This is a genomic window from Qipengyuania rhodophyticola (genome assembly GCF_042493225.1).
Taxonomy (GTDB): domain Bacteria; phylum Pseudomonadota; class Alphaproteobacteria; order Sphingomonadales; family Sphingomonadaceae; genus Erythrobacter.
On the sequence record NZ_CP170454.1, the window covers coordinates 2,890,658 to 2,908,377 of the forward strand.

At 57.2% G+C, this 17,720-nt stretch carries 16 protein-coding genes; 2 read left to right on the forward strand and 14 right to left on the reverse strand.

Going from position 1 to position 17,720, the window contains the following annotated elements; translation table 11 throughout:
• Positions 1 to 51: 51 nt before the first annotated feature.
• From kynU to phhA, 4 genes are read right to left on the reverse strand one after another with little or no spacing between them, the layout of a single operon-like run.
• The gene (kynU, locus tag ACFCXQ_RS13765) at positions 52 to 1,287 is read right to left on the reverse strand and encodes a kynureninase (protein ID WP_379551537.1); all 1,236 of its coding nucleotides are present in this window, start codon (positions 1,285 to 1,287) and stop codon (positions 52 to 54) included.
• Entirely contained in the window at positions 1,284 to 1,922 is a 639-nt protein-coding gene (gene kynB / locus ACFCXQ_RS13770; protein ID WP_379551539.1) for an arylformamidase, read from the reverse strand. The genes kynU and kynB overlap by 4 nt, the downstream gene beginning before the upstream one ends.
• Positions 1,919 to 2,866 (reverse strand): tryptophan 2,3-dioxygenase, encoded by a 948-nt coding sequence (locus ACFCXQ_RS13775; RefSeq protein ID WP_379551541.1) that lies wholly within the window; start codon positions 2,864 to 2,866, stop codon positions 1,919 to 1,921. Before ACFCXQ_RS13775 ends, kynB begins: the two co-directional genes overlap by 4 nt.
• Positions 2,863 to 3,774, reverse strand: coding sequence for a phenylalanine 4-monooxygenase (gene phhA, locus ACFCXQ_RS13780; protein WP_379551543.1), 912 nt, complete (start codon positions 3,772 to 3,774; stop codon positions 2,863 to 2,865). Before phhA ends, ACFCXQ_RS13775 begins: the two co-directional genes overlap by 4 nt.
• A 36-nt stretch (positions 3,775 to 3,810) precedes the next feature.
• On the opposite strand from phhA, the gene putA reads away from it, so the two are divergent.
• Positions 3,811 to 7,350, forward strand: a complete 3,540-nt coding sequence (putA, locus tag ACFCXQ_RS13785) for a bifunctional proline dehydrogenase/L-glutamate gamma-semialdehyde dehydrogenase PutA (protein ID WP_379551545.1) — start codon at positions 3,811 to 3,813, stop codon at positions 7,348 to 7,350.
• 9 nt (positions 7,351 to 7,359) lie between these two features.
• Here the strand turns inward: putA and ACFCXQ_RS13790 are convergent, their stop codons facing one another.
• The 10 genes from ACFCXQ_RS13790 to ACFCXQ_RS13835 form a co-directional block, all read right to left on the reverse strand.
• A complete protein-coding gene (locus ACFCXQ_RS13790; protein WP_379551547.1) occupies positions 7,360 to 8,370 on the reverse strand; it encodes a fumarylacetoacetate hydrolase family protein in 1,011 nt (336 codons plus the stop codon).
• Between the two features lie 135 nt (positions 8,371 to 8,505).
• On the reverse strand, positions 8,506 to 8,787 hold the full coding sequence (locus ACFCXQ_RS13795; RefSeq protein WP_379551549.1) for a hypothetical protein: 282 nt from the start codon (positions 8,785 to 8,787) through the stop codon (positions 8,506 to 8,508).
• Complete coding sequence (locus ACFCXQ_RS13800; protein WP_379551551.1) at positions 8,784 to 9,224, reverse strand: chemotaxis protein CheW; 441 nt, start codon at positions 9,222 to 9,224, stop codon at positions 8,784 to 8,786. Before ACFCXQ_RS13800 ends, ACFCXQ_RS13795 begins: the two co-directional genes overlap by 4 nt.
• A gap of 24 nt (positions 9,225 to 9,248) precedes the next feature.
• Complete coding sequence (locus ACFCXQ_RS13805) at positions 9,249 to 9,620, reverse strand: response regulator (protein ID WP_379551553.1); 372 nt, start codon at positions 9,618 to 9,620, stop codon at positions 9,249 to 9,251.
• Positions 9,621 to 9,635: 15 nt separating this feature from the next.
• Positions 9,636 to 10,196 carry a chemotaxis protein CheD gene (locus ACFCXQ_RS13810; protein WP_379551555.1) on the reverse strand — a complete coding sequence of 187 codons (561 nt, stop codon included), beginning with the start codon at positions 10,194 to 10,196 and terminating at the stop codon, positions 9,636 to 9,638.
• Positions 10,193 to 11,230: a protein-glutamate methylesterase/protein-glutamine glutaminase gene (locus ACFCXQ_RS13815; RefSeq protein WP_379551557.1), complete on the reverse strand. Its 1,038-nt coding sequence runs from the start codon at positions 11,228 to 11,230 to the stop codon at positions 10,193 to 10,195. The genes ACFCXQ_RS13810 and ACFCXQ_RS13815 overlap by 4 nt, the downstream gene beginning before the upstream one ends.
• Positions 11,230 to 12,111: a CheR family methyltransferase gene (locus ACFCXQ_RS13820; RefSeq protein WP_379551559.1), complete on the reverse strand. Its 882-nt coding sequence runs from the start codon at positions 12,109 to 12,111 to the stop codon at positions 11,230 to 11,232. Before ACFCXQ_RS13820 ends, ACFCXQ_RS13815 begins: the two co-directional genes overlap by 1 nt.
• Complete coding sequence (locus tag ACFCXQ_RS13825; RefSeq protein WP_379551561.1) at positions 12,108 to 14,282, reverse strand: chemotaxis protein CheA; 2,175 nt, start codon at positions 14,280 to 14,282, stop codon at positions 12,108 to 12,110. The genes ACFCXQ_RS13820 and ACFCXQ_RS13825 overlap by 4 nt, the downstream gene beginning before the upstream one ends.
• Complete coding sequence (locus ACFCXQ_RS13830) at positions 14,279 to 14,536, reverse strand: STAS domain-containing protein (protein WP_379551563.1); 258 nt, start codon at positions 14,534 to 14,536, stop codon at positions 14,279 to 14,281. Before ACFCXQ_RS13830 ends, ACFCXQ_RS13825 begins: the two co-directional genes overlap by 4 nt.
• 37 nt (positions 14,537 to 14,573) lie before the next feature.
• Entirely contained in the window at positions 14,574 to 16,436 is a 1,863-nt protein-coding gene (locus ACFCXQ_RS13835; protein WP_379551565.1) for a methyl-accepting chemotaxis protein, read from the reverse strand.
• A gap of 209 nt (positions 16,437 to 16,645) precedes the next feature.
• Here ACFCXQ_RS13835 and ACFCXQ_RS13840 point away from each other — a divergent pair, with 209 nt between their 5' ends.
• Complete coding sequence (locus ACFCXQ_RS13840) at positions 16,646 to 17,710, forward strand: chemotaxis protein CheB (protein WP_379551567.1); 1,065 nt, start codon at positions 16,646 to 16,648, stop codon at positions 17,708 to 17,710.
• Positions 17,711 to 17,720 lie beyond the last annotated feature (10 nt).

The following is a 17,720-nucleotide window of genomic DNA, read 5'->3' on the forward strand; positions in this document are numbered from 1 at the left end:
GGCGGTGAAATTTGGTTAACGCGCGCCCAATAATTGCGCGACGGAGTTGGCTTAAGTGACCGAAGCGCGCTCGCGAAATTCCGGCCTGTCCCAGCTGCGCGTTTCGCACACTTCGCGCATGCGCGCGACCGCATCGGCAATGTCGGCATAGCGAAGGTACAGTGGCGTGAGCCCAAGGCGCAAAACATCCGGCGCGCGGAAATCACCGATGACATCGTGCTCCTTAAGCGCCTGAGTTATCGCATAGGCCTGCTCATGCGCATAAGAGACATGGCTGCCTGCAATTGCGCGGCCCTCCGGGCTCGCGAGCGTGAAGCCAAATTCTTCGCAAAGCGGCTTCATCAATTCGATCAGAAGCTGGGCCAAAGCGACTGACTTGGCCCGGACATCGCGCATGTCCGCTTTTGCGATTAGGTCGACGCCCTCTTCCAACGCGACCATACCCAAAATCGGTGGTGTGCCGCATAAGAAGCGTTCGATCCCGCTCGCCGCTTCATACCGTTCTTCGAAGGCGAAAGGCCGCGCATGGCCGAACCATCCGGCGAGAACAGCGTCGGCATGCTGATGGCGCTCAGCAACATAGATATATGCCGGCGCGCCGGGGCCACCGTTCAGGAATTTGTACCCGCAGCCAATTGCAAAATCGGCCTTGGAACCATCCAGATCCACTTCAACCGCGCCGGTCGAATGGCTCAGATCCCAAATCACCAACACGCCATGCTTGTGGGCAGCAGCGTTGATCGCCGCCATGTCGCGCATCGCGCCGCTCTTGTAATGGACCTGTGTCAGAAGCAGCACAGCAATGTCACTATCCAGCCGGTCGAGCACCGCCTCGGCTGGCAACGCGAGCGACTGCACGGTCCCGTCGCTCAGGCGCTCGAGCCCCTGCATCATGTAATGGTCGGTGGGGAAATTGCCCTCTTCCGTGAGGATAACTGACCGCCCTTTTTGCAGCGACAAAGCCGCGCCCAAGGCCTTGAAAATATTCACTGATGTCGAGTCCGCAGCAATCACCTCGCCCGGATTTGCGCCCATAAGCCCGGCGATCTTGTCGCCAATCCGGCTTGGCGAATTCACCCAATCCGCCCCCAGCCATGAGGTGATGAGACCCTCGCCCCATTGCTCAGACACGGCGTTTTGCATCGCGGCGGCGGTCGCTTTGGGTACAGCCCCCAAAGAATTGCCATCGAGGTAAATCAAGCCATCGCGCAGCTGAAAATCCTCCCGAAACTCACGCAAGGGATCATTGGCATCAAGTTCAGCAATGCGGTCTGACAAAGACGTCATGACGCCAGCTCCCGCAAGATCGCGCGCACCGGGCTCGCATCCGCGCCTGCGATCGCCAGCGGCAAAGCAATCAGTTCATATTTGCCCGGCGACACGTCATCCAGCACCAACCCCTCTAAGATGCGCATGTCGCCCGCGCGCACTTCATGATGGGCATCCATCGTCTTACAGGTTTCGGGATCTAGCGACGGCGCATCTGTCCCGATGAGCTGCACGCCCTGTTCGCGCAAACGCGCAATTACCCCTGCATCAATCGCGGTAAAATCAGAATCCCAAGCATCATGCGGAAAGCGATGATATGTGCGGATCAGAACGCGGCTCGCGCCTGCAATCGCGTCCCAATCGAGATCAGCCTCAGTCACGCTAGCGCCTGCATGGCGCGCATCCAGAACCACACACGGCCCGATGTAAGGGTCAAGCGCGCACTCATCGCTCGCAATGCCATCCGCGTCATAATGCAGCGGCGCATCGCCATGTGTGCCGGTGTGCAAAGGCAGCGAAATCGCACCTACATTCACCGGACAATCGGGGCCGATCGACACATTGCGCTTCACCTCCACCGGAGGCTCACCCGGCCACATCGGAATGGCCTCGTGAATACGCTGCGAGATATCCCAGATGCGCGGGCTGCTCATGACATCGGACATTCTGAATAGTCGCCGCCTTCTTTGGCTGCATCCATCCGCGTGCGCATGGTCCAAAGCTCGGGGAAGAAATGCAGATCGAGCGCTTTGACCAGATATGCCACGCCTGAAGAGCCGCCCGTGCCGTGCTTATGGCCGATCACCCGCGAGACGGTTTTCATGTGTTTGAAGCGCCATTCCTGGAAATAATACTCAACCGCGGTGATCTTCTCGCCGAGGCTGTAATGGGCCCAATACTGACTAGGGTCCTTGTAGATGGTGAGCCAAGCCTCCTCGACCGCATCATTCGCCTCATAAGGCTGCGTAAAATCGCGCTCCAAAACATTAGCAGGGATCGCATGGCCTGCGCGCGCGAGCACTTGGAGAACTTCATCATAGAGCGAGGGAGCAGCCAGCGCGGCGTTCAGCCGCTCCGTGATTTCCGCATTCTCATGATGAACCAAAACAAGGTCCGCCCGCTTCAAGCCAAGTAGAAATTCCAGCTCGCGATATTGATCCGACTGAAAGCCCGAAGCCTTACGAAGAAACCCGCGGAAGGTCATGAAATCATGCGGGCTGAGCGTCGCCAGCACCTCCCATGAATGGATCATGTGGCGCATGATCGTCGCGATCCGGTCAAGCGTTTTGCCTGCTTTCTCCAGCTTGTCTTCGCGCAGATCTGTCATCGCAACGCGCACCTCATGCAGCATCAACTTGATCCACAGCTCCATGGTCTGATGCATGATGATGAAGAGCATCTCATCCGGCTTGTCCGACACCGGAACCTGGCTATTCAGCAGCTGCTCTGTCTGCAAATGGCGGCTATATGTGAGACCCCGATCCCACTGGATCGTCTCGCCCTGAATAGTTGCCTCGAATGTTTCAACGCCATCTTCCACACGGCGGCGGATCGCTGAACCGTCAAGCGGATCACGGGCAGGCTTATCGTCGCTCATACCGCATCCACGGTAAACACGACATCGCTTGGGTCGCTTTCGCCCGGAGCAAGTATGCGCGTGCTATCCATCTGCCCGTAAACCACCCTCAGACTGGTCGTCTCCATCTCCTCAAGCAGTGCAGCGAAACTCTCAATCACGAAATATGTCGGCTGGAATGTGTCAAAGGGATAGTCGGTGCGCATCATACGCGGAAGGTTGAACTTCAGCCTAAGCGTATCCGCGCCAGTAACCGCATGAACCGTCTCCGCATAGCTTGAGAGCAGCCCTGCACCATAGGCGCGCACGCCGCCCGCTTCTGCGATCAGACCAAATTCCACCGTGTGGAGGTAAAGCCGCCCCAGAAGGTCTGACATGCCGAGCTTTTCTGCGCGAAGCCCGGCGCGGCCATAAGCGGCCATGAAATCGCCAAACGTCCGGTCAACGAACATTGGCAAATGGCCAAAGACATCGTGAAACATGTCAGGCTCATCATTGTAATCGAGCGATGAATGCTGACGCAGGAAATTCGACACGGGAAAGCGCCGCTCAGCAAGGTGGCGGAAAAACACATCATTGGGAATGACCCCAGGGACAGCAATCGCTTGCCACCCCGTTGCGGCGAGAAAGCGCGTGTTGAACTCACGGTAATCCGGGATCCCCCCAGAGCTTAAGTCAAGCTTTTCAAGGCCATCCATAAATGCCTCGGAGGCCAGCCCCTTAAGAGATGTGCTCTGCCGCGAAACGAGATCACGCCACCGCGCATGATCTTCGGATGAGAAACTCTCCCAATCCTGCGGCATTGACCAGTCCGCCGCAGCGCCTTCTGGCGGCTTGTCGTAGATGTGAAGCTTTGGTTCTTGCACAGTCGCGTCTTCATATTGTGATGTCGTGCAAATGGCGTTAGCAGCCATCTGTGCAAACATCATCCTGAATGTCGCATAACTGAGCTTAAGGACCCTGCTGTGGGCAACACCAACTCACCCCTGCCTTTCGCCAATTTTGCGCCGCCGATCGCCCAGCCGACCGCATTGCGCAGCGCGATAACTCGCGTATACCGGTTGCCAGAGCCTCAGGCTATCGCCCCACTCCTGAAGGTTGCTCAGCTCCCCAATAACAAGCGCGAAGAAATCGCCTCTACTGCCAAGCACCTTGTAACCCGCCTGCGCGAAAAGGGTCAGCAGGACGGGGTCGAGGGGTTAGTCAAGGAGTACTCCCTCTCCAGCGAGGAAGGCGTGGCGCTGATGTGCCTTGCCGAGGCCTTGCTGCGCGTGCCCGACAATGCGACGCGCGATGCGCTTATCCGCGACAAGATCGGGCGCGGCGACTGGCGCTCTCACCTGGGCGGTGATCGCTCGATTTTCGTTAATGCGGCCACTTGGGGCCTGGTCGTGTCGGGCACTCTGGTGAAACCTGTCAAAGAAGACACACTGACAGCCTCCCTTACCGGCCTTATCAAACGCGCGGGCGAGCCGGTCATCCGTAGCGGCGTCAATATGGCGATGGAGATGATGGGCGAGCAATTCGTCACGGGCGAGGATATTGCTGAAGCGCTCGAACGCGCAAAAACCCAGCAGGCAAAGGGCTTTAGCTACAGTTACGACATGCTCGGCGAGGCAGCGATGACCATGGCCGATGCAGAGCAATATTACGCTGAGTATGAGAACGCGATCCACGCGATTGGCAATGCTGCGCGGCGTGACAGCATTTACTCAGGGCCCGGCATTTCGATCAAACTGTCCGCCCTTCACCCGCGCTATGAACGCGCGCAGGCGAACCGCGTGATGAGCGAATTGCTGCCGAGAGTGCGCCAACTCGCGCTGCTCTCCAAAGACTATGACATCGGCTTCAATATCGACGCGGAAGAGGCAGACCGGCTCGAACTGTCACTCGACATTCTGGAGGCGCTAGCCCTCGACCCTGCTTTAGACGGTTGGCAGGGGTTGGGCTTCGTTGTGCAAGCCTATGGCAAGCGCTGCCCGATGGTGATCGACTGGATCATCGACCTCGCCCAGCGCTCAGGCCACCGGATCATGGTGCGCCTCGTCAAAGGCGCGTATTGGGACAGCGAGATCAAGCGCGCTCAAGTAGATGGCCTGAGCGATTTTCCAGTGTTCACACGCAAGGTCCATACCGATGTCAGCTACATCGCCTGCGCGCGAAAATTACTGGAAGCACGCGCGCATGTCTTCCCGCAATTCGCGACACACAACGCGCAAACGCTGGCGACGATTTATCACCTCGCAGGCGATGATTTCACCGTGGGCGATTATGAGTTTCAATGCCTGCACGGCATGGGCGAAGAGCTTTATGAAGAGGTGGTTGGGCCCGATAGACTGAACCGACCCTGCCGCATTTATGCGCCTGTCGGAACACATGAGAAACTGCTCGCATACCTCGTCCGGCGCTTGCTTGAAAATGGCGCAAACTCCTCATTCGTCAACCGTATCTGGGACGAGGATGTGGCGATTGAGGAGCTTGCTGGCGACCCGGTGATGGATGCAAAAGCCATCGACCCTATAGGCTCAACACATCCAGTCATTAAGCTACCCACTGATCTCTATCCCGAGCGTCAGAATGCCAAAGGGCTGGACCTGAGCAATGAGGCGAAGCTAGCGACGCTTTCCAACACCTTGATCGAAAGCGCCGCACATTGCTGGCACGCAAGCCCCATCATCCCATCATTTACCGCCAAGCGGGAAGCGTGTCCGGTGCGCAATCCCGGCTGTCATGATGATATCGTCGGGCAGGTTGAAAACGCAGTCCCGCAAGACACAGAATTAGCCGCGAGAAACGCCGCTGAGGCTTTTGCAGCTTGGTCCGGAACCGAGGTCGAAACCCGGGCAAAGTGCCTAGACGACGCCGCTGACCTACTCGAAGCCCGTATGGAAGAGTTGCTCGGCTTGATTATGCGCGAGGCCGGCAAGTCTGCCCCCAACGCAATTGCTGAACATCGCGAGGCAGTCGATTTCCTGCGATATTACGCGCAACAAGCACGTGCGCAATTATGTAGCACCATGGCACTCGGCCCGGTCGTCTGCATCAGCCCTTGGAACTTCCCGCTCGCGATCTTCCTCGGTCAGGTTGCCGCCGCTCTGGTGGCCGGCAATACGGTCATCGCAAAACCCGCAGAAGAGACCCCGCTGATCGCCGCGCAAGCCGTGGCAATCCTTCACGAAGCAGGCGTACCGAAAGGCGCTCTCCAACTCATGCCCGGCGCGGGAGATGTTGGCGCGGCATTGGTGGGCGCGCACCAGATATGCGGAGTCCTTTTCACTGGATCAACTGAAGTCGCAAAACTCATCCAGCGACAGATCGCATCGCGGACCCTGCACGATGGCTCACCGATCCCTCTGATCGCCGAAACCGGCGGACAAAATGCTATGATCGTCGATTCTTCCGCCCTTCCCGAACAAGTAGTCCGCGATGTTATCGCATCAGCTTTCGATAGCGCGGGTCAGCGGTGTTCTGCCTTGCGTATTTTGTGCATCCAAGATGACATAGCAGACGATCTGCTCGCAATGCTGCGCGGCGCATTGGCGGAGCTGAAAATTGGGGCAACGGATGAGCTTTGCGTCGATGTCGGGCCGGTCATCACCGAGGGGGCGAAGAGCACAATCACATCCCATATTGAGCAGATGAAACGCGCCGGTCACCGCATTGAGCAGAGCGAATTGAACGCTAATGGCGCTCATGGAACTTTCGTCGCGCCGACCATGATCGAGATCGACGACATCGGTCAATTGGGCCGCGAAGTGTTTGGCCCGGTACTCCACGTCTTGCGCTACAAACGCAAAGATCTGGGTAATGTGATGCGACAGATCCGAGATACAGGTTATGGCCTGACTTTTGGCCTGCACAGCCGGATTGACGAAACGATTGCGGCGGTCACCGCGCAGGCAGACGTCGGTAATATCTACATCAATCGCAATGTCATCGGCGCGATCGTCGGCGTGCAGCCGTTTGGTGGTCGCGGGCTGTCTGGAACAGGGCCGAAGGCTGGCGGGCCGCTTTATTTGGGGCGAATGGTACTGGATGCCGCGAGCGTCGCCCCGCCGCTTGGCGAGCAATTGGAGTTGCCCGGCCCACTGGGTGAGGAGAACCTCTATATCGTAAAACCGCGCGGACGGGTTCTGCTGTTGGCTGAAACGTCAGAAGGGCTAGCGCAGCAGCTTGAAGCGGTAGTTGCAAGCGGTAACCGCGCGCTTATCTCCGAAGCCGCACGTGGTCTAGCCGCGCAATTGCCGAGTCAGCTGCCCGCTGATGTGCAATGGGTTGAGGATTGGACAACGGGCGAGCCATTCGACCATGTGCTAATCGAACGTGGCAAACCCGACATCACCGAAACGCTCAAAGCAATTGCCGCGCAATCTGGCCCCATCCCCATTGTTCAACTTGGCGGGAGTGACAAACCTTACCGCCATGATTGGATGCTGGAGGAGGTTTCGATCTCCACTGACACCACCGCGGCGGGTGGCAATGCGAGCCTGATGGCGGTCGTCTAGCGCGGCCAGTTAAACCGCGACAACGGTCTGCTCAATGCTGCCAAAGATAGAGTGATTATCGCTGTCACGCATCTCGATTTTCACCGTGTCACCGGCCTGCATAAAACGCGTTTTCGCCTCGCCACCCGCGATCGTTTCGATCATGCGGATTTCAGCGATGCAGCTATAACCTAGCCCACCTTCGGCCACCGGTTTGCCCGGCCCGCCATCCTCGCCTTTGTTGGACACAGTGCCGGAACCAATAATCGCACCGGCAGCCAACTTACGGGTCGTGGCGGCATGCGCAACAAGCTCTGCAAGACTGAATGTGGCGTCAACGCCTGCCTCGGCCCGGCCAAATGCCTCGCCATTGTAATCTACCATCAGCGGCAGATGAACGAGGCTGTCTTTCCACGCATCGCCCAGCTCATCCGGCGTCACTGCTACAGGCGAAAATGCGCTGGATGGCTTGGATTGGAAAAAGCCAAAGCCCTTGGCAAGTTCGCCCGGTATCAGCCCGCGCAAAGACACATCGTTAACAAGCATCACCAGCTTGATGTGCCCAGCCGCGTCCACTGCGCTTACTCCCATCGGCACATCATCCGTGATGACCGCGACTTCGCCTTCCATATCACAGCCCCACGCTGGATCGCCTAGCGGAATGTCAGCGCGCGGCGGCAGGAAAGTGTCCGAGCCACCCTGATACATCAGCGGATCGTGATAAAAGCTCTCCGGCACCTCGGCACCGCGGGCCTGACGAACCAGCTCAACGTGATTGATATACGCACTGCCGTCGGCCCATTGATAGGCGCGGGGCAGAGGCGAATGCGCCTCTCGCTCGTGAAAACGCTCGCACGGCACCGTCTGATGTTCAACATCGGTATAAAGCGCCTTCAGCTTCGGGGCTACTTGCTCCCAATTGTCGAGCGCAGACTGCATTGTCGGCGCGATATAGCCCGCCGCGCAGCACCGGGTCAGATCTTTTGAGACGACGACCAATTTGCCATCGCGCGTCCCATCATTCAGTGTTGCTAGCTTCATTGCGCGTGTTCCTCTCAGGCCGATTAGCTTGGCCAGCCTATCTCCACCAAGTACGTACCAACTTACGCCACAAGCTCAACCCGTGGACGGCTGGAACGGAGGAAATAAAGTGAAGAAAAGCGCACTGACTGAGCGCTAGGCGGCAACGTCATTTGGTGAAGATAACAGCTCTGTGCGGAGCCGGTGCAGGCACACCTGATCTACAGCTGCTTCGGGCACTTCGGCGATCAGAATATCAGCCAATTGGGCCAATGTTTGGCAAAACACGTCGATCTTCTGAAGCTGAACATGGTGCTCGCTTACAACTTGGGGATCACTGGTTAACGCAACGCCGAGATCTTCCGCACTACTTGCCATGTCAGATAGTTTGTCGGCGATCGCTTTCAGCAAAGCGGGCGAATGCAGTGCTTCGCTCACGCTGCCATCTCCAGCTCATCGCCCAACAAAAGCAGTTCCAAATCAAGCACCATCACCATCCGTGTATCAAGCGGTGCCACGCCTTCGATATAATGGACGATGTTGCTACCGGCCGCCCCATCAGGCTTCTGCAGAGTTTCCGCGCTAATCGACACAATATCGCTCACATCATGGACAATCAGACCCCGCGATTGCCCGTTAAACTCGGTTACAATAATCGGATTGCGCGGTGTTGCCTCAGTCTTTTGCCAACCCAGCCTCATAGCCAAATCGACGACTGGCAACACAGCGCCGCGCAGATTCACAACGCCCGCGACATAATTTGGAACATTGGGCAAAAGCGTGACTGGCGACCATGCCCTGATCTCGCGGATGCGCATAATGTCGATACCAAAAAGCTGCTCCGATACACCGAAAGTGATAAGCTCGCGTTCCATTGTGACGTCCTTCTTTCCAGTATCTCAGTGAGCAATGCGGCGTACTGCGCTCGCCAGTTTTTCTGCGTCAAAAGGCTTTACGATCCACCCGGTCGCGCCTGCATTGCGAGCGCGGCCTTTCTTCTCTGGAGAGTCTTCTGTGCTGAGCACCAGAATTGGCCGGTCTGCATGGCGCGCGCTGGCCCGCAAATTTTCGATCAAGCCGAATCCATCCATGCGCGGCATATTGATATCGGTAATAATCACATCGACCTCATTGCGAGCGAGCCACTCAAGGGCGGCCTGCCCATCCTCAGCTTGATCAACTTCAAAGCCTTGCTGCTGCAGCGCATTAAGCAGCAGTGCGCGCATGCTGGGGCTATCATCAACGGTCAGAACACGGGTAGTTGTCATCATGGGTTTCCTTGATTTTTAGAATAGCTCAACATCACCAAGCGCAGCTTGAGGCCGGACCAAGGGCTTTTGCGTAGCTTCAGGCGCGGCACCCGCATTGCGGCAACGGACGAGCCCGCTGACGGGGCGAAAGTGCAGGCGGCGTGCATGCTGCCCTTCAAGATCTTCAAAGCTCTGCTCAATGCCTTCATCCCGGAGGAATTGACGCGCAAAGGCGGCATTGGCCGAACCAATCGGAGAAAGCGCGGTATTGATGTTTGCTCCGCCGTAGAGCCGCGCCTTCATCCGGTCTTTGGAAGAACCCAGCTTGAGCATCTCGTTCACCAGCAGTTCCATCAAGAACAGGCCATAGTGCTCGTCAAATGTCGCCCGGTCGGCCCCTGACGGGGGCTCTGCCAACAGGAAGTGGTTCATCCCGCCTATTTTCGCGACTGGGTCAAACAGACAGGTGGCAACACAGCTCCCGAGCACCGTCGTGAGTTCCACGTCATGGTCGCCGCTGACCTTCACCTCGCCCTGCATGACCGTGATCCGCTGTGTGCGGCGAGTGGGCGGCAGTGAGAGGTCAATCGCGCTCATATAAGAGCCCCCTGCCGAGCGAAGAGCGCAGGAGCGATTTCGCTGAGGTCCATCACACGCTTTGCTGCGCCCATTTCGATGGCTTTGCGCGGCATGCCGAAAACGACACAGCTCGCTTCATTCTGAGCGATGGTGGCGCTGCCGGCCTGCGCGAGTTTGAGCAGACCATTCGCCCCATCTTGACCCATGCCCGTCAGTAACACTCCGGTCGCGCGTTTGCCGCAGACGGCGGCGACTGATCCGAACAACACATCAATGCTCGGCAGATGGCCGCTCACCGGATCGCCGGATCGCAGGATAATTCGCTTTCCGTGCGATCCAGCCGGCGCAATCTGCATGTGGCGATCGCCTCCAGGAGCGAGGTAAATTGTACCAGGCTCGAGGGGCATATCGCTCTGCGCGATCTTCACCCGGGCCCTTGATGCGCTGTCAAGGGACTGCGCAATCGCTGGCGCAAAACAGGCATTAACATGCTGGACTACCAGTGTCGGAGGACAGTCGGCCTCAAAGCCGGGCAGGATTGCATGCAAGGCCTCAACCCCGCCTGTGGAAGACCCGATGGCAATGACATCGCTACGCGGATTCTGGGCGGCTTCGGCTACATGCGGGTTCGTCCTGCCGGGCATCAGTGTATTCATATTCACAGCAGCTGCTTCATGAACAAGCCGGGTCAGCTTGCCGCTATCGTCAGTAGCAAATCCGCCATGCCGATCGGTTTTTGAGTAACAGCTGACCGCCCCCAATTGCAGAGCTCGCGCGGTCGTTTGGGTCCCTGCTTGGGTTGAGCCGGAGACAATGATCACCGGTGTCGGCCTAAGCTCCATAATCTTTTCGAGGAAGCTCAGACCGTCCATGCCGGGCATCTCAATGTCCAGCGTGATCACGTCAGGATCATACTGCTTGATGAGAACTCGTGCCTCTTGCGCATTGGACGCAACCGCGACGACTTCGATATCTGGATCATCACTAAGGCGCGCCTCAATGATTGCGCGCATCATCGCAGAATCGTCAACAACTATAACGCGTATGCTCATTAGGCTTTCCTTTGATAAATAGTGGGACCGGCTACCTCGAGCAGATCAAGCGCGGGGCCCAGAGCCCGCTCGGAATGGCCGATGTAAAGAAACCCGCCGGGCTTCAGTTGGCGTGCGAGTTGGAGCACCAAATGCTCTTTTGCCGGTTGATCGAAATAGATCATAACATTGCGGCAGAAGATGACATCGAACTGAGTGCTGAACGGCCATTCACGCAAAAGATTGAGCTGGCGAAAACGCACAAGTTTGCGAACATCTTCGTTCACCGTCGCTGTCTCGCCGGAAACCGCCGTCCAATTGTCACGAAGCTTTTGCGGGATCGCTGAAATCGCTTCTAAGGGATATTGCCCTGCCGATGCTTTCTCCAAAACATGCTCAGCCAGATCGCTGGCCAGCGCAATCACATCTTGCGACATGATGTTCTTTCCAACGATCTTATCCTCACCCAGCAAGACCATCATCAACGTCCAAATCTCTTCACCGCTTGAGGACCCGGCTGACCACAGACGCAATGGCTCTCCTCTCGAAGCTCGCGCTAGAAAGTCTGGCCGCACATGCTCGGCAAAATGCTCAAAATGGTGCGACTCGCGGTTGAAATAGGTGTGATTGGTAGTGAGCGCAGAGACAGTGCGCTTGATCATCTCAGGCTGATTCTTCAGCGCGCCCAGATAATCGCGAAAAGTCGAATGGGAGCTCTCTCGCAGGAGCGGGGCAATCCTTGAATAGGCCAGCATGCGCTTGCCATCCCCCAAGACAATCCCGGCTTCCTCGCGAACGAGATCTGAAATCCGGTCAAAGTCCGCTTGCGAGTAGACTTGTGGACTGACACCGGGAACGATCGCGCTCGCTTGTGCGCTGGATGCAGGAGCTAGAGCAGTCATGCTGCCACCTCTACTGGCGCTTGTGCCGCTGTTGGTATTGGCGCGGCCGGTTTTGGTACAGCCTTCACAGCCGCCGCTTCTTGGACAAGACTATCGACATCCACGATGAGCGCCACGCGCCCATTGCCCAAGATTGTTGCACCAGCAACGCTTTCGATAGAGCGGAAATTGGTGTCCAGGCTCTTGATGACGAACTGGCGCTGATCAGTGATGACATCAACCAGCAAAGCCGCCTGACCATGCGCCTCGGTCTCAATAATCACGAGAACACCATCGCAGGTGTCGCCAGCTTGCGCTTGCCGGTCGGTGATCTTGCAGAGCGGCAGGATGGGCACGAAACGCCCCCGCACATTGAGCATTTGGTGCGTCGTGCCCAATCCCTTGATGTCGCCTGGTTCCGGCCGCATGCTTTCGACCACATGGGCAAGCGGAATGACAAGCGATTGCTCGCCCACCTGCACAATCATACCGTCCGATATGGCGAGGGTAAGCGGCAGGGCGAGCACGAATGTAGTGCCCTCACCCGGTACCGATTCAATCGTGATCCGGCCGCCAAGATCCTTCACATTCTGGCGCACCACGTCCATCCCGACCCCGCGCCCGGATACGTTGGAAACTTCCTTTGCGGTTGACAGCCCAGCGGCAAAAACGAGGTTATGAATTTCCTCGTCAGAGAGCTGGGCGTCCTCGCTGATCACCCCGTTCGCAACCGCCTTATTGCGCAATTTCTCACGATCAAGCCCGCGCCCATCATCAGCGATACGGATGAGAATTCGGCCCGCCTTTTGCTCGGCTGAAAGCGACAATGTGCCCTCGGCTTCTTTGCCCGCAGCAAGCCGTCTCTCAACATCCTCGATTCCATGATCGACAGCATTGCGGATCAGGTGAGTGAGTGGTTCACTGAGCCGTTCGACCACGGTTTTGTCGAGCTCCGTCGTCTCACCAGTGACTTCCAATTTGACATGTTTACCCGTTGACCCGGCAAGCTCACGCAGAAGCTTTGGCACACGGCTGAAGACTGAACTGATCGGCTGCGCACGGAACGCCATCGCGTGCTCCTGAATATCGCGGACCAGCGTGTCGAGCATTCCGAGCTCTTCAATGTGCGCGAGGTTCTCATTCGCAAGGCGCTGCGTCAGCATGGCCTGCGCGATCACCAACTCGCCAACCCCGTCAATCATGCGGTCGAGCTTTTCGAGGTCGATCCGCAGCGATTGGCCAGCAGAACTAGAGGCGCGCTTGCGATCTTTGACCGCTGGCGCTGGTGAAGATGGCGGCGCTGAGGGCGTTGCCGAAGGTGCGGGCGCTTTGGCTGCTGGCTTGCTCTCTGTTTTTTTGGGCGCAGGAGCCGTTACTTCTTCTTCACGTTCGATCAATTGCACCGGCGGGACCTGAGCATCATCACCAAAGGCAAGTGAGCAATTTTCTCCGGCAAAGTCGAAGAGCTCCTCCACTTGCTCGCGCGAAACTGTGCCCGGCATGCGGACCGTCCAGCCCAGATAGCCATCATTTATGTTAAAATCCGCAAGCGAGGGAAGCTGTTCCAGATCGCAGTTGACGCATTCCCCGCCCAGCTCTGTCAATTCGCGCAGCCATACAAGCGGCTCGCTGCCATTGCGCATCGCGCCAGCATGCGGGCGAAAATGCACGAGCCAGCTCGGTTCATCAGCCAGCATCAGATCATTGAGAAGATCATCCAAACCGTCATCTGCAGTTTTTGCAGCCGTGTCTTCGTGCTTTTCTTGTATGGGTGTTGGCTCATCAACCGGGCCAGCATCAGCCGCTTCTGCACGATTGACTGCCTGCTCGGCGATTAATCGCTCCATCAAAGGGCCATCATTCGGCGGCTCAGATTGCGACAAGGCCGCATCAACATGATCACGCAGGCAATCCAGCGCCAGAAGCATTAGATCGACCAGATCCTCCTCCAGCGGCACTTCGCCTTCGCGGACATCGGCAAGCAGCGTCTCAAAGCAATGCGTGAAGGTCTGCATCCGCGTGTGGCCAAATGCGCCAGCACCGCCTTTGATCGAGTGGACCCCGCGAAAAATCGCGTTGATCGTCTCGTCGTCCTGCGTGCCCGCTTTGCAAGCATCGAGTCCGCTCTCAGCAGCCTCCAGCGCCTCTTCACACTCCGCGAAGAAGATATTTTGAATGTCTTCGCTGTTCATGCCGTCTCTCCGACTGACAAAACCTCTTCCAGCTTTGCCAAAGCCACCGCCTTGCCAAACTCAGCAGAACTTTCGCTCAACTCGACACCGCCGCTCGACTGGGCAGTTGCGGCAAGCAATTGCAGCATTGCTTGGCCAATATGCTCGACTTCACCCGCGTCCACTTTCGCGGCCGTGTCAGCTGGGACATCGAGCAGATCAGGATAGAGCGCCTCAGCAGCAGCTCGGTCGCACCGGGAAGGTAGCTTGATCACCTGCATTTCATTTCTCCGAAGTCAGGTAGGGTAAGGCCTAAAACTCACTCCAATCCTGATCGTCGGGGTCTTGCTTAAGGGCTAGGTTGCCATCGAATGCTGGCGCTGCTGGCTGAGCGCTGCGCCCACCCGCGGAGGCACCTGAGCTACCAGGTGCCGTGATGGGGGCAGGCTCGCGGCTGACAGATGGACCGCCTGTGCCGCCGACCTGGAACTGCTCGACCAACCTGCCAAGCTCGCTCGCTTCATCAGCCAAGCTACGCGCAGCAGCAGTCGATTCCTCAACCATTGCGGCGTTTTGCTGGGTCATAGCATCCATATCGCCAACCGAGGCGTTGACCTGCTCAAGACTGTTCGCCTGTGTTGCCGCCATTTCAGCAATGTCATTTACCTGACTGCTGACTTCGGCCACTCGCGTTACGATAGCTTCGAGCAATGTACCCGTTTCACCAACTAGATTTACGCCGTCGCCGACATGACCTGTGCTGTTTCCAATCAGCTCTTTAATATCGCGCGCAGCATCAGCGCTGCGCTGCGCCAAAGCGCGCACTTCATTGGCAACGACGGCAAAGCCCTTGCCTGCGTCCCCTGCCCGCGCCGCTTCCACGCCAGCATTCAAAGCGAGCAAGTTTGTCTGGAAAGCGATGCCGTCGATCACGTCGATAATCTGAGTGATTTCTTGTGATGATTTCTCAATTGAAGACATTGCAGTTACAGCGCGTTTGACAACGTCACCGCCGTCGCTTGCTTGACGGTGCGTCTCTTTCATCGAGGTTTGCGCCTCGGCCGCATTGGCGGCGGATTTTTTGACCAGATTGGTCACTTGACTCATCGCAGCCGCAGTCTCTTCAAGGCTCGCTGCCTGACGTTCGTTGCGCATTGCAAGATCATCGGATGCGGCCCGAATTTCATTGGAACCGGTATTCACACTACCTGCGGAATCCCGCACATTGCCGATCATGGTCGCAAGTTTATCAATCGAGCCGTTATAGGCTGCGCGCAGCACCTCATATTGGGCGCCCATATTCGTATTGATCCGGTGGGCCAGATCGCCTGCGGCAAGACGGTTCAGTGCGTCAGACAATTCATCGACAACTCGTTGCTGGGCCTGCGCGCTGTCGCGTTGGCCTTTTGATGCTTCACGGAACACTTCGATGGCCTGTGTCATCGTGCCGATCTCGTCGCCGCGATGTTCGGTCACCTTGCCAACATCAAGGTTGCCCGCAGCCATCTGGCTCATGGTTTCGGCCGTATCGCTCAGTGGCAAGAGAACTTTGCGCGACAGCAGAACCATACAAGCAATGACCGAGGCAAGGATCAGCAGGCCCGCCGCGATAAGTGAAACGCTAGTCCACAATACAGTCGATGAACTGCTTTCCTGCAGCTCTTCTTGCAGAACAGCAGTCGAAGCGACCAGCTCATCAATGGTCTCACGGTGATCGCGGTAAATGGTCAGCAGGCGGGCTAGCGATGCGCGCGCGGCGCTTTCATCGCCCCGCTGCACGGCTGGCTTAAGTGAACCCTCGATCTCCTGCCAAAACCGTGCTCCATCATTCTCATTCGTTTCGGCCAGACCGGCCTTCAGTTTGGCGTCAAGGTCTGATGCTTTCCAATATGCCGCACGCTCCTCCCAAACACTTTTCTGCGTCTCAAGGCGGTCCGAATGATCGGCAAAGTCCGCTGGGTATAGAGCCAGTAGATTGGCTTCCATAAAGGGCTCCAGCAGATACTCAGGCGGAGGAAGGATATCAGCGTTGAACTCATGCAATTGCTGATTTTTGAGGTGCATTTCACCGCCAAACCGGATCGTATTGATGCCCCAGGCCGCAATCAAAGCCGCAATGGTTATGATTGCGATCAAGGCAAAGCCACCTAGCTTCCCAAACTTCTGAATTGTCATGTGAAGACCTTCTCTGTTCATAGACAGCCGGACCGCGATGGTGAGCCAGCGTTGAGAGGGTGGTTAATCGCCATTGATGAAATCGGTTTTGTCCCGAGCTTAGGGACGACTGCGTATCCGAGCAGAGGCAATTGTTTGCGGCTCGCGGCTAACACAGGGCTCAACAAAGCCCAGTTCGGGCCAGACGCTTGCAAATAGGAAAAAGCACAATGTCGAATGTAAGAGTAGTGGTTGTTGACGATTCTGCCGCGATGCGCGCGCTGTTTTGCGATATTCTAGATCAGGCCAAGGGCGTCGATGTGGTCGGCACCGCTCGCAACGCTGATGAGGCGCGCGAGGTGGTAGCCGAATTGAAACCGGATGTCTTGACGCTCGACGTGGAAATGCCCGGCATGACCGGGATGGAGTTTCTCGAAGAGGTGATGAAGACCATGCCTTTGCCAGTCATTATGCTATCGAGCATTACCCAAGCGGGCACCGGCACCGCTGAGAAGGCGCTAAGCTTGGGCGCGGTCCACTGCTTCCCTAAGCCTCTTCATACAACTCCCGAAGAATTCAACGCCACCGTCAATCAACTCGGCACCATTGTCCATCAAGCCGCCAATGGAGAGCTGCCGGCCGCCGGTAACAGCGCGAGCGACGAAAGCGCGTCCTACCAATCAGATGGACGCATTGTCGCCTTGGCGAGCGGCGGCGACGGAATTGATGCAATGCGCGAAATTTTGGCGGCGTATCCGAGCAATTGTCCGCCAACGGTCATTGTACTGGATGGTGACAAAGACCTCATCCAAAATGCCGTATCAGCCATGCGCAGCGCGGTCGCATGCGCCATTGTCGATGCTGAAGACGGCGCGATGTTGATGCCGGGCACGGTCTATCTTGCCTATGACACGAGCAAGCATGTGATAGTTGAACATCCTGATATGCCGCAATTGCGCCTCGTGGACAGGGAGCCGGTTGGCGGTATCCGCCCATGTGCAGATCTGATGTTTGGATCGATTGCGCGTGCTGGAATTCCCGTGATTGGCGGAGTGTTGCTGGGCACTGGCGCAGACGGAGCAAAAGGTATGCAAATGCTCAGTGCGGCTAAGGCGGATGCATTTGTTGTTAAACCCGCCGAATACCGCGAGCGTGGGCGGTTCGAAGCGGTTGCCTCGCTAAAGCTTGACGTTGAGCAGCTCTCGCAAAAGGAGGCGGCCGACTGGCTTCTTGTAAAGAGCAACACTGCGGCCTCGCCAAAGGCAGAAGAGGTTAGACCTGGCTTGGCCGCTTAGCGAGATACGC